This is a genomic window from Pseudomonas gingeri (genome assembly GCF_013386165.1).
GTDB lineage: Bacteria > Pseudomonadota > Gammaproteobacteria > Pseudomonadales > Pseudomonadaceae > Aquipseudomonas > Aquipseudomonas gingeri_C.
Genome location: NZ_JACAOS010000001.1, coordinates 577,907 through 590,488 on the forward strand (window position 1 = coordinate 577,907; position 12,582 = coordinate 590,488).

Below are 12,582 nucleotides of genomic sequence, written 5' to 3' on the forward strand. Positions count from 1 at the left end.
AAAAAGACAGAATAGCGGCAGATTGGCATGCAGATTTTTGTCTGGATGTTGCTAGCTTTCAGCTGCAATCCCTGGCGCCTTCGATCCCCTCGATCACCCCTTCAGTTTCATCTGGGTGTTTCCACGTGAGCCTCGACGTTATGATTGCGTCGATTTTTTCTCAGGTGGAACCCCATGATTCAAGAACCTAGCACCCTCTATGCCAAGCTGCTTGGTGAAACCGCATCTATTCGTTGGGAAGAGCTGCAACCGTTCTTTGCCCGGGGCGCCCTATTGTGGGTCGAGCCGGCACTGGATCTGATCGCCGCCGCCGAGGCAGTGGCCGAGAACCAGGCGGGGAAAGTCGCTGCGTGGCTGGAGAGCGGGGAGCTTGCCAAGGTGTCTGAGTCGCGGGCGCTGGATCTTTTCGAGCGCGATCCGACGCTGTGGGCAGTGGTGGTTTCGCCCTGGGTACTGGTCCAGGAAAGAGCAACAAAATAATTCAGCGCACCCTAATCGTGCATAAGCCTTGTGCGTTTATAGCCGGTCGGTGTGTAGGTCCGTAACTGCGTTGCGCAGTAATGGCAGTTTGCCCGTGGAGAAAATCCACAGTGATGACGGGCTTGATTACGGAGGGGCCCCTGTAGGCGCGAGCTTGCTTGCGATGGCGATCAACCTGTCGACAGCCGTTGGCTGGAAGGCCGCTATCGCGAGCAAGCTCGCTCCTGCAAAAGGCGGGGCAGGGTCTTAGTACTCGGTCTTGCCGGTGTGGTTGTTCAACGAAATGACCTTGGTCTTGCCGATGCGGTGACGGTAGATCTCGCGCAGGTACTTGATCGCCTTCTTCACGCAGTCGCGGGACAGGCGGATATCGTTGATCGAGACAAACTTTTCCTTGTCGTTGATCAGCTCGCGGTACTTCTTCTCGTACATCGGCTTGATCGCGTACCAGTTGGTGTCGAGGATCTTCGCCGGGTTTTCGAACTCGTTGAGCAGTTCGTCGAGACTGTCTTCGTCGAACTCGTCGCAGGTGATGAAGTCCAGCATCGAGTTGTCCAGCGTATCGTCGAAACGGTACGGGTTACGCGCGAAGCAACGCTTGATAAAGGCCACGATCAGCGTCAGGAAATCGTCCGACAGGCACGGGCTCTTGGCGATCAGGGTGGTCAGCGACAGGTTCGCCGAGGCGCCGATCACCAGGGCGTAGCGCTTGAGCGTGGTGTTGGGGAACAGGCTGTTGAGGTGGGTCTTGAGCCGGTTCAGGTCCATATAGGACAGTTTGTAGTCCTTGGGCAGGGAGACGATCGAGACCACCGACGAGCAATTCTTGAAGAAGTGCAAGTCGTGCAGCGCCGCGGCGTCGTAGCCCGAGGTCTTGTATTGCTCCAGGGCCGCGCGATAGCGCTTGGACTCGATCGGCAGCAGGCTGATGCCTTCGATGGCCTGAGTCACCTTGTTGAAATGCGGCAGGTCGATGGAACGGAAGAACAGGTCGTCGATGTTCAGCCGCTGGGGCTCTTTCTCGAACACTTTGAATTTGTCGCCGGTAGGCGCCGGCTGTTCCGGTACCACGGATTCTGCGTAGGCAATGGCCACGGGGCCGGCCAGACTCATAAACAGGTCGTTGGCATCCAGGCGAATGGTCTCGCCGATGTCGATGCCGGCACGTCGGAAATAGTTCTGGTCGTAGTCGGTGGTCACCGCCTGGGCGGTGAGGATGTTGAAAATCTGCTGGGAAATGTACTGGTTGGCGTGCTTTTCCATGGCATTGACATCAATGTTCTGGATGTTGCCGTCATCGTTTTCTTCGGCATAACGCATGATGTCGTTGGAGATCAGCATCATCGCGTTCCACGGACGAATGCGCCCCATGACACTGGCTTCGCTGCCGTCGTCATTGTCGAAGTTATAGGAGAAGTCCCACTCTTCGGACAGGTACTTGCACAACAGTCGACCGGCGTTGATATGCAGTGCTTCGGACATTTCACTGCGGTGATCGGAAATGTTCGGCAGTACGCAGATGCCGCTGGTGAAGATCGGTTCGAACACGAAGGAGTGGCCACTCTTGCTGTCGTGCTCGTCGGCCGGCTTGGTGTCGAAGGTCTTGTTCATGTAGGAGTATTGCTGGGCCAGGCCGAATTCCGAGGCCATGCCCGAACCGGTACCGCCGCCGGCGCTGAAAATCGAGAAGTACAGGCGCGACTGGTTGGCCTTGATCCCGCAGGAGTCGATCAGATACGAGTGGATCATCTTCCAGTCGGGGCTGGAAAAGCGCTGGGTGTCCTTGTTCAGGATGATCTTGGCCAGATACTGGCCGAGGATCGGCGCGTTACCCGCACCACCGGCATGGACTTCCGACAGGTCCATGATCTTCATCTTGCTGTAGTCGCGGATAAAACCGCTTTTTTCGCCCTTGCGCGAGAAACGGATGCGACCGGCGATGTCCTTGTCCAGGTCGCCGAGCATCACCAGGGGTTCCACCAGGAACACCGGCTTGGCGGATTTGTTCTGCACCAGGCGCAGGTTGTTGCGGATCCACTGCGCCGGGCGGTAGCCCTTGTCGCTGACCTTGTCTTCGTTGTTGAACTCATTGAGGTAGAACTTGCGGGCGTTGTACACCAGTTCGGCGACGTCCAACGCAATGTTCGAGCCGCAGCGACCCAGGCCGATCAGGCACACGGACGGGAATTCCTGCTCACGGCGGGCCTCGTTTTCGCCTTCGGTATGGAGCGAACGAGGGAACACCATGTCGCGCAGTCCATCGAGGTTGTCGAGGATGCGGTCAGTGTTGGTTTCCGTGAAGTACAGGTACTGCTGGGTCGACAGCGGACGTGGGGTGGAATAGGCCTTGTAGGTTTTTTCCGCGACCGTGGGCACTATCAGATCGGATACTACGTTGGCTGGAGTATTTTTAGAGGTCATTGTGCGCCATTTGCCTGGTCTGGTTCGGCGGTCGAAAAGATATCAACGCGCCATCACGGAGTGAGAGATCGCGACTGTACCTCGCGATATTGGCCTGAGCGATAGGGTTTATCCCTAGGTTCCCCTAGGGGGGAGCCTTGCTTGCAATACCGAAGGATCGGCCAAAAATTGGCGTTCTTTAATTGGCGGGGAACTTTTTATGAATTTTGTACTATCAGCGGATTGAAGGCGCTGGAGGGGAACTGTCGACGCTGGTTGAGTTGGCGTAGCACCGGCAGCAGCTCTTCGAGCGGAACCGGTCGGCTGAGCAGGTAGCCCTGGATATAGTCGCAGTCGTACTGCGCGAGGAACTCGTATTGCTGTTGGGTTTCGACGCCTTCGGTGACCACTTGCAGGTGGAGGGTATGGGCCATGACGATAATCGCCTGGACGATTTCCATGTCCTGGGTGGATTTGGGGACGTCGATGATGAACGAACGATCGATCTTCAGGGTGTTGAGGGGCAGGCGCTTGAGGTAGGCGAGGGAGGAGTAGCCGGTGCCGAAATCGTCGATGGACAGCGACACACCGAGGCTGCGGATCTGCCGCAACAGCTGCAGGGTGCTGGAAATATTGCCCATCAGGGCGTTCTCGGTGACTTCCAGCTCCAGCCGCCGAGGTGGCACGCCGGCGGTACGCAGGATAATTTCGATTTCATCGGCCAGCTCTTCCCGTGCCAGGTTCAGGGCCGAGCAGTTCACGGCGATTTTCAGTTCGTCGCAGCCGCGCTCGGACAGCCAGGCCAGGTCCTCGCAGGCCTTGCGCATGACCCAGCCGTCGAGCTCGGCAATCATCCCGTTGGCTTCGGCGATGCCGATGAAGCGATCGGGTGAGAGCAACCCGTGCTGGGGATGTTGCCAGCGCACCAGGGCTTCGAGTTTGGCCACCACTCCACTCTTGAGGTCGTAGATCGGTTGGTAATACAACGCCAGGCCGCTGCCGTCGCGCAGGGCGTGGCGCAATTCCTCTTCGAGTTGCAGCTCCAGGGTGGCGCGGGTTTTCAGGTTGGAGCTGAAGAAGTGCAGGCTGTTACGCCCCGCGCCCTTGGACTGATACAGCGCCAGGTCGGCGTTCTTCAGCAATTCCTCGCAGGATTTGCCGTCATCGGGAAATATGCTGATGCCGATGCTGGTGGTCATGACCATGCGCCGACCGGCCAGCTCTATGGGCTCCTTCATTTTCAGCATGATGCGCTGGGCCATGTGCCGGGCTTCGTCACGGTTGTGCAGGCCGATGAGGATGCAGAATTCGTCACCGCCAAAGCGCGCCACCACATCGTCGTGACTGCGGGTCGCGCTCTTGATATGCCCGGCGATGACCTTGAGCAGTTCGTCACCGGCATCGTGGCCGAGGCTGTCGTTGATCCGCTTGAAGTGATCGATGTCGAGGAACATCACCGCCAGCATGCCGCCGCTGGTGCTGCGCTCCATCAGCCGTTCGGCGAAGAGCTGGTTGAAACCGCGGCGGTTGATCAGGTTGGTCAGGGCGTCGTAGTGAGCCACTTGCGCCAGTGACATCCGTGCCTGGTCCAACTGGCTGAGCAGGGCGTTGACCCGTCGCAGGTCGTGTTCCTTGTGTTGCAGCTTCTTGTCCGCCAGGGCCGCGCTGATGCTGCTGCCGATGATCAGCAGGGCGATCAGGGCGATGGTCATGCCCAGTTGCAGGTGATTGTTGTCCGCCAGTGCCGGCAGGGGGCTGCCGGCTGGCAGCATCAGGTGCAGCGACCACATGCCGATGAAGTGGGTGCTGAAGATACCGGCACCCATCACCAGGCTGGCGGTGTACTTGAGCAGTTGATGGAAGATCCCGCTGCCGCTGCGAAAGCGCCGTGACAGGATCAGGGCCGCGAGGCTGGCGCCGATGGCCACCAGCACGGAAAGGCCGACGAGGAGTGGGTCGTAGTACTGCACGGCACTCGATTGCAACGCCGACATGCCGACGTAGTGCATGGCCGCGATACCCAGTCCCATGAACAGCGCGGCGCGCAGGTACTGTGAGGCGCGCAGCTCGGCGTTGCCCAGGGTGTACATGGCCAGGAAGGAGGCCAGCAGGGCGATCAGCAAGGAGGAGAGAGTGACCGGCAGGTCGTATTGAATGTCGATGGGCGCCTGGAACGCCAGCATGCTGATGAAGTGCATGGCCCAGATGCCGCCGGCCAGGCAACAGGCACCGACCCAGCGCCAGACCCGTTGCTGCGAAGGCTTTTCCACATGACCGACGCGTTCGGCCATGTCCAGCATGGCAAAAGAGGCAGCGCACGCGACCAGATAAGCCAGCAGGACCAGCAACGGATTATGGCTGCAATTGAGCAGCAGCTGCCCGTTCTCGGGAAGCTCGTTAACAAAATGCAAGCCCAGCCATTCCATAGCATGCCCCACCTGACGCCTTGGACTACCGGTGCGCTCAGCACCGACCAATGCGTTGGAGTATAGAGGCTCACCTCGGGCCGCAAGGGATCATGGCAGAGTGCTGCCAATGATTTGGAAATGACCTAAATAGCGATTGGTACTAAGAAACCCGATTCCTCCGGCTCCAGCGGGGGCAGTCCGGCCGCTGCCCGGGCTTTGTCGCAGTACTCGTTGTGCACGCCGTCGACCCACGAGGCCTCGAATTCCCGGCAGGTGCTCGAGCGTTGATGGTAGATCGAACAACTGACCTGCTCACCGACTTTACCTTCAAGGGCGGTGCAGCGTGGCGCGGCGCGTTCAGTACCCAGCATGGCCACATGGTTGGGACTGACCTGGGTGACCAGTTCGTCGGGCACCAGGCCTCCGGCCGAGGCACATTCTCCCCAATAGAAAGACACGCGAAAATACGCACAGCAGGCACCACAATTCAGACACGGATTAGCGTCGGGCATGGAAGGTCACGGAGAAAGTGGGGGGAGGTGATCGGCGGCTATTCTAGGCTTCGGCCCGGGCTTTGGTAGGTATTTTTTGCATAACCTTTGCCCGCGTTCCATGGGGCCGACACACGGCGGCAGGGCAGGGGCGCTCGGGGCATTGCCGGGTATCAGCGTCACGAATGGTGGCAGACAGTCCCGGCCATGCTGACTAGATTGAGGATTCCGGGCTCAACGCGTCTGGCGGGCCAGCCCCTATAACAATAAAAGAGACGGACCCCATGCAGAACTCGACCCAAGCGGCGAATGCCTGGCGCATTCTGTTCCTGCTGTTCCTCGCCAACCTCTTCAACTTCTACGACCGTACCCTGCCGGCGATCATCATCGAGCCGATCCGCATGGAGTGGCATCTGAGCGACTTTCAGATTGGCATCATCGGTACCGCGTTCACCATTGTCTATGCGATTGCCGGCCTGCCCCTGGGGCGGATGGCCGACAACGGCTCGCGCAGCAAGCTGATGGGCTGGGGGCTGGCGGTCTGGAGTGGATTGACGGCGGCGAACGGCCTGGTGGGCAGTTTTGCGACCTTCCTGCTGGTGCGCATGGGTGTCGGTATTGGCGAGGCCGCTTATGCGCCGGCGGCCAACTCGTTGATCGGCGACCTGTTCCCGGCGCACCGTCGGGCGCGGGCCATGGGGATCTTCATGCTCGGCCTGCCGCTCGGGCTGGTGCTGGCGTTCTTCACCACCGGCGCGATGGTCAAGGCCTTTGACAGCTGGCGCGCGCCGTTCTTTATCGCGGCGGTCCCCGGGTTGCTGCTGGCGGGGTTCATGTTCTTTATCAAGGAACCGAAGCGCGGTGCGGCGGAAACGGTGAAGGTCTCCCAGGAGAAGGTCGACCGTCCGGTACGTCGCCTGCTGGCGATCCCGACGTTTCTCTGGCTGGTGCTGGCTGGGCTGACCTTCAATTTTGCCACCTACGCCTGCAACTCGTTTCTGGTGCCGATGCTGCAGCGCTATTTCCTCATGCCCTTGCAGGAGGCGGCAGTAGCGACCGGTGTGATTGTCGGGGTAACCGGGTTGCTGGGGTTGACGCTGGGGGGCTGGGTCGCGGACAAGCTGCACCAGCGTATTGCCAATGGCCGGCTGTTGTTCGCCGCGGTGAGCCTGGTGATCTCGACGCTGACCACGGCCTGGGCGCTGCATGCCGGGCGGATCGAGATTGGGGTGTTCGTGGTGGTGTTCAGTATTGGTTGGCTGTTTGCCTACAACTTCTACACCTGTGTTTATACAGCGATTCAGGACGTGGTCGAGCCACGGCTGCGGGCGACGGCCATGGCCGTGTACTTTGCCGGTTTGTATCTATTGGGCGGTGGCCTGGGGCCGGTGGTGGTGGGGCTGCTGTCTGATCATTTCGCCCATGCGGCGATGTTGGCGGCAGGGGCCGAGCAGATGAACGAAGCGTTCAAGGCCGTCGGACTGCATGACGCGATGTACCTGATTCCGGGAGCCTTGTTGTTGACGCTGGCGTTCCTGTTCCAGGCGGCGCGGTGTTTCAACAAGGATGCGCAGCGTATGCGCGAGGGGATGGCGGCGGATGCACCGGCTGGGGCGCCTGTTACCGCTTGATAGCGAACCCTTGCAGGAGCTGGCAAGCCAGCTCCTGCAGAGGAGGGTGGTTGGCTGTCAGCCCGCCACCAACACCCGAATCGCTTCCAGGCGCAGCGCGGCTTTTTCCAGCATCGCCAGGCCTTGTTCACGCTGTTGACGCAACGCCACCAGTTCACTGTCGCGAACACTCGGGTTGACCGCCTGCAACGCTGTCAGGCGCGCCAGCTCTTCATCGGTATCCGCTGCCAGGCGTCGTTGGGCCTCGGCCACGCGCTCGGCGTGACGCGGTGCGATCTTGGCTTCACCGGCGTTGATCTTCGGCGTCAAGCTGTCGCGCTGGGCCTGGATGAACTTGTTGGCGCTGGCCCGTGGCACGCTTTCCAACTGGTCGTTCAGGGTTTCGAAAGCCACCCGGGTCGACAGGTCGTTGCCATTGGCATCCAGCAGGCAGCGCAGTGCCGCCGGCGGCAGGTAGCGGCCCAGTTGCAGCGAGCGCGGCGCAACCACTTCACTGACATAGAGCAGCTCGAGCAACACGGTGCCGGGCTTGAGCGCCTTGTTCTTGATCAGCGCCACGGCGGTGTTGCCCATCGAACCGGACAGCACCAGGTCCATGCCGCCCTGCACCATCGGGTGTTCCCAGGTGATGAACTGCATGTCCTCGCGCGACAGCGCCTGGTTACGGTCGTAGGTGATGGTCACGCCTTCGTCGTCGCCCAGCGGGAAGCTGGCGTCGAGCATTTTCTCGCTTGGCTTGAGGATCAGGGCGTTTTCCGAATGGTCTTCGCTGTCGATACCAAAGGCGTCGAACAGGGTTTCCATATAGATAGGCAGGGCGAACTGGTCGTCCTGTTCATGGATCGCCTCGACCAGTGCATCGCCCTCGCCGGCGCCACCGGAGTTGAGCTCCAGCAGGCGGTCGCGACCGGTGTGCAGTTCGGTTTCCAGGCGTTCACGCTCGCCACGGGCTTCGTCGATCAGCGCTTGCCACTCGCCGTCGTCGGCGTTTTCCAGCAGCGGCAGCAGGCGCGGGCCGAACTGGTGCTGCAAGGCGTTGCCGGTCGGACAGGTGTTGAGGAAGGCGTTCAGCGCTTCGTGGTACCACTGGAACAAGCGCTCTTGCGGGCTGGTTTCCAGGTACGGCACATGCAGTTCGATCACGTGTTTCTGGCCGATCCGGTCCAGACGGCCGATACGCTGCTCCAGCAGGTCCGGGTGGGACGGCAGGTCGAACAGCACCAGGTGGTGGGAGAACTGGAAGTTGCGACCTTCACTGCCGATTTCCGAGCAGATCAGTACCTGGGCGCCGAATTCTTCGTCGGCGAAGTAGGCGGCGGCGCGGTCACGCTCGAGGATATTCATGCCTTCGTGGAACACCGTGGCCGGAATACCGGAGCGCACGCGCAGGGCGTCTTCCAGGTCCATGGCGGTTTCGGCATGGGCGCAGATCACCAGGACCTTGGTGCGCTTGAGCATCTTCAACTGGTCGATCAGCCACTCGACACGCGGGTCGAAGCGCCACCAGCGGGTTTCGTCGTCGGTGTCCGGTTGGGCCTGGAAGCTGACTTCCGGGTACAGCTCGGCGTGTTCGCCCAACGGCAGTTCGAGGTATTCGTCCGGGCAAGGCAGCGGGTAGGCGTGCAGCTTGCGCTCCGGGAAACCCTGCACGGCGGCGCGGGTGTTGCGGAACAGCACGCGGCCGGTGCCGTGGCGGTCGAGCAACTCGCGCACCAGGCGGGCGCTGGCATCGGCGTCGCCAGCGTTGACGGCGTCGAGCAGGGCCTGGCCTTCATCGCCGAGGAAACCCTGGATGGTCTTGTGTGCGGCAGGCGACAGGCGGCCTTTATCCAGCAGTTCCTGGACGGCTTCGGCCACCGGACGGTAGTTCTCGCTCTCGGCACGGAAGGCCTTGAGGTCATGGAAACGGTTCGGGTCGAGCAGGCGCAGGCGGGCGAAGTGGCTGTCCTGGCCCAGTTGTTCCGGGGTCGCGGTCAGCAGCAGGACGCCGGGAATGGTTTCGGCCAACTGTTCGACCAGGGCGTATTGCGGGCTGACCTGCTCTTCGTGCCAGACCAGGTGGTGGGCTTCATCGACCACCAACAGGTCCCAACCGGCGGCAAACAGCGCGTCCTGGGCCTTCTCGTCGTCCACCAGCCATTCCAGGGCCACCAGGGCCAACTGGGTGTCTTCGAACGGGTTGCTGGCATCGCTTTCGATAAAACGTTCAGCGTCGAACAGGGCGACCTGCAGGTTGAAGCGCCGGCGCATCTCTACCAGCCACTGGTGCTGCAGGTTTTCCGGCACCAGGATCAGCACACGGTTGGCGCGACCCGAAAGCAGTTGGCGATGGATCACCAGGCCGGCTTCGATGGTCTTGCCCAGACCCACTTCGTCCGCCAGCAAGACCCGCGGTGCGATACGGTCGGCGACTTCCCGAGCGATGTGCAACTGGTGAGCGATCGGTTGCGCACGCACGCCACCCAGGCCCCAGAGCGAGGATTGCAACTGGCGACTGGTGTGTTCCAGGGTGTGGTAGCGCAGCGAGAACCAGGCCAGGGGGTCGATCTGCCCGGCGAACAGGCGGTCGCTGGCCAGGCGGAACTGGATGAAGTTCGACAGCTGGGTTTCCGGCAGCGTGACGGCTTCGTTCTGCGCATTGAGGCCGTGGTAGACCAGCAGTCCGTCGACATCGTCGACTTCACGCACGGTCATCTTCCAACCTTCGAAGTGGGTAATGGTGTCGCCCGGCGAAAACCGCACGCGGGTCAGAGGCGCATTCCGTAGCGCATACTGGCGGGTGTCGCCAGTGGCCGGGTAGAGCACGGTCAACAAGCGGCCATCCTGTGCCAGAACGGTGCCTAAACCCAACTCCGCTTCGCTGTCACTGATCCAGCGTTGCCCCGGTTGATACTGCTGCGCCATGCTGCCTGACTCCCGCCTTGAAAAAGCCGACTATGTTAACGGAATCGACGCTTTCAGGCCAAAAGAAGCTCACAAATACCGCGCTTTTAGCGAGCATCCCGCCTTTATAGGTGCGAGACCTGGAGGAAAGGGTAGCTCATCGGGATCTCGGGCACCTTTGTGTGTTAATCCGGTCACACTTTGACCATCCCGGGCTCAAGTCGCCGAGCCTGCCGCCGACAGCCTGACGACAGGAGAACGCCATCATGCTGCCACCGATACTACCTCTGAGTGTCGTACCGGTTACGTCCCAGACGGACCCGATTCGACCGCAACCGAACATCCCCCCAGTGGTGCCGGTCCAACAAGGCTCCAATGAGAGCACCATCGATCTGCAAAAACGTGACCCGGATGAGGCCGGCTGGCTGCTGCGCGAGGAACAACGGCGCCAGCAGGAGCAGAGACAGCGTCGCCATGAAGCCGACAACGACCCCGAACTGCACCTGGCCGTCCCGGGCGATGAGCTGAATGCCGACAACACCGTGCCCGTGGTGGCGCTGATGGAAGATCAGCCGCGTCAGGGGTTGCTGGTAGACGTCGAAGTCTGACGGCGCTCGTTGGCCAGGGCCAGCAGGGCCTTGAGCAGGGTGTCGATCTCTTGCGTGGTATTGAGGTGACTGACGGCGATTCGTGCAATGGCCGGCAAGCCCCGGGCCCGCATATCCATTGGCGTATAGGCGGTGCCATTGGCCCCCAGGTTGATGCCGTTTTCGGCCAGTCGCTGTTTCAGTTCAAAAACATCCCAACCCTTGAGCGTGAACGCAATCAGCCCTGATTGTTGTCCGGGCACGCCGAGGTCGCGCAGTTCAAGGCCGTTGATCTGTCCCAGTGCCCGGCGCAGTGGTTGGCTCAAGGCCTGGATTCGCTGGTGAATGCGCTCGATTCCCAGCACTACGGCCTCTTTCAACGCATTTTCCAGCCCGGCCAGCAGCGCCATGGAGACTTCGCTGGTTTCAAAGCGGCGGGCATCGTCCCGTGGAGTGAAGGCTCGGCCGTCCCAGGGCGCCGAGAGTACATCGAGGGTTGCTGGCCTGAGCTGCGTCATGAATCCCGGGCGTATATAGAGCAGTGCCGTACCCCGCGGCCCGCGCAGGAATTTACGCGCAGCACCCTTGAGCACATCGCAGCCGAGGGCCTGGACGTCACAGGGCAGTTGCCCCAATGCCTGTCCGGCATCGATGAAGTAGGCAATGCCATGACGCCGTGCGACTTCGCCGATGGCCTGCGCCGGGTTGATCAGGCCGCCGTTGGCCGGCAGCCAGGTCAGGGCGATCAGCTTCACACGGGAATCGATCATCTGCTCCAGGGCGGACACCGACACCGCCCCGTTCTCGCCACAAGGGATCACCTCAAGTCGGGCGCCGGATGCGAGGGCCTGGCCCATGCAGGCCAGGTTGCCGCCCCATTCGTGCCGTCCCACCAGGATCCGGTCGCCCGGACGCCAGTCCCCCAGGGCGCTGAAGGCCATGCCCCAGGCCGCCGAGCCGCTGCTGGTAAAGGCAATGGCGGCGCTTTCGGTGCCGAGCAGTTGGGCCGCCCATTGGCGAGCCTGCTCCTGCAACCTGGCGCCTTCAACAGCGGCTTCCATGGGCCCGATGTTCGCCTCGCACAGCAGTTGCGCGTTGATGGCGTCCAGCGTGGCCTGGCTGGGCAGGGAGGCGCCGGCGTGATTGAAATGGATCACCCGGGCGCAGCCAGGGGTGGCGGCACGCAGGCGAACGATTTCGTCCGCGAGAGGGTCGTTCATGGCCGTAGCTCGAAAATCGCGTCGATCTCCACGGCTACACCGCTGGGCAGGCTGGCGACGCCGATGGCGGTGCGTGCATGGCGGCCCTGGTCGCCGAGGGCGTTGACCAGCAGGTTGGAAGCGCCGTTGGCCACGGCGCCCTGACGCTGGAAGTCGGGGTGGCTGGCGACAAAGACGCCGAGCCGGACGATCCGCACCAGTCTGGAGAGATCGTCTTCAAGGGCATGGCCCAGCTGTGCCAGCAGACCGAGTGCGGCGAGTTCCGCAGCCTGGGCACCTTCCGCCTCCCCCAGGGTGTCACCCAGACGTCCGATAAAGGCCGGTTTGCCGTCCTGCAGGGGAATCTGCCCGGAAATATACAACTGGTTCTGGCTGATGACGTAATTCACGTAGTTGGCGATCGGCTGCCCAGGTTGCGGCAGCTTCAAGCCCAGTTGGGCGATTCGGTCGGACAGGGAATGATTCATGGGTCAACCTCCGGG

At 61.5% G+C, this 12,582-nt stretch carries 9 protein-coding genes; 3 read left to right on the plus strand and 6 right to left on the minus strand.

Annotated elements, in window-relative coordinates:
• Positions 1–174: 174 nt before the first annotated feature.
• Positions 175–480 (plus strand): DUF2288 domain-containing protein, encoded by a 306-nt coding sequence (locus tag HX866_RS02545; RefSeq protein WP_177092874.1) that lies wholly within the window; start codon positions 175–177, stop codon positions 478–480.
• 246 nt (positions 481–726) lie between these two features.
• On the opposite strand, the gene HX866_RS02550 is transcribed toward HX866_RS02545, so the two are convergent.
• From HX866_RS02550 to HX866_RS02560, 3 genes are all read right to left on the minus strand, one after another.
• Positions 727–2,901, minus strand: coding sequence for a hypothetical protein (locus HX866_RS02550; protein WP_177092873.1), 2,175 nt, complete (start codon positions 2,899–2,901; stop codon positions 727–729).
• Positions 2,902–3,098: 197 nt separating this feature from the next.
• Positions 3,099–5,306 (minus strand): putative bifunctional diguanylate cyclase/phosphodiesterase, encoded by a 2,208-nt coding sequence (locus HX866_RS02555; protein ID WP_177092872.1) that lies wholly within the window; start codon positions 5,304–5,306, stop codon positions 3,099–3,101.
• Between the two features lie 125 nt (positions 5,307–5,431).
• Positions 5,432–5,800, minus strand: a complete 369-nt coding sequence (locus HX866_RS02560; RefSeq protein WP_177092871.1) for a YkgJ family cysteine cluster protein — start codon at positions 5,798–5,800, stop codon at positions 5,432–5,434.
• A gap of 263 nt (positions 5,801–6,063) precedes the next feature.
• On the opposite strand from HX866_RS02560, the gene HX866_RS02565 reads away from it, so the two are divergent.
• Positions 6,064–7,410 carry a spinster family MFS transporter gene (locus HX866_RS02565; protein ID WP_177092870.1) on the plus strand — a complete coding sequence of 449 codons (1,347 nt, stop codon included), beginning with the start codon at positions 6,064–6,066 and terminating at the stop codon, positions 7,408–7,410.
• A gap of 57 nt (positions 7,411–7,467) precedes the next feature.
• Here the strand turns inward: HX866_RS02565 and rapA are convergent, their stop codons facing one another.
• Positions 7,468–10,314 (minus strand): RNA polymerase-associated protein RapA, encoded by a 2,847-nt coding sequence (rapA, locus tag HX866_RS02570; protein ID WP_177092869.1) that lies wholly within the window; start codon positions 10,312–10,314, stop codon positions 7,468–7,470.
• Positions 10,315–10,559: 245 nt separating this feature from the next.
• Between rapA and HX866_RS02575 the strand changes: the two genes are divergently transcribed.
• Positions 10,560–10,901 carry an aspartate-semialdehyde dehydrogenase gene (locus tag HX866_RS02575; protein WP_177092868.1) on the plus strand — a complete coding sequence of 114 codons (342 nt, stop codon included), beginning with the start codon at positions 10,560–10,562 and terminating at the stop codon, positions 10,899–10,901.
• Here the strand turns inward: HX866_RS02575 and HX866_RS02580 are convergent.
• Entirely contained in the window at positions 10,871–12,100 is a 1,230-nt protein-coding gene (locus tag HX866_RS02580; protein WP_177092867.1) for an aminotransferase class V-fold PLP-dependent enzyme, read from the minus strand. The two genes, HX866_RS02575 and HX866_RS02580, sit on opposite strands and share 31 nt — an antisense overlap.
• Positions 12,097–12,567, minus strand: coding sequence for a RidA family protein (locus HX866_RS02585; RefSeq protein ID WP_177092866.1), 471 nt, complete (start codon positions 12,565–12,567; stop codon positions 12,097–12,099). Before HX866_RS02585 ends, HX866_RS02580 begins: the two co-directional genes overlap by 4 nt.
• Between the last annotated feature and the right edge of the window lie 15 nt (positions 12,568–12,582).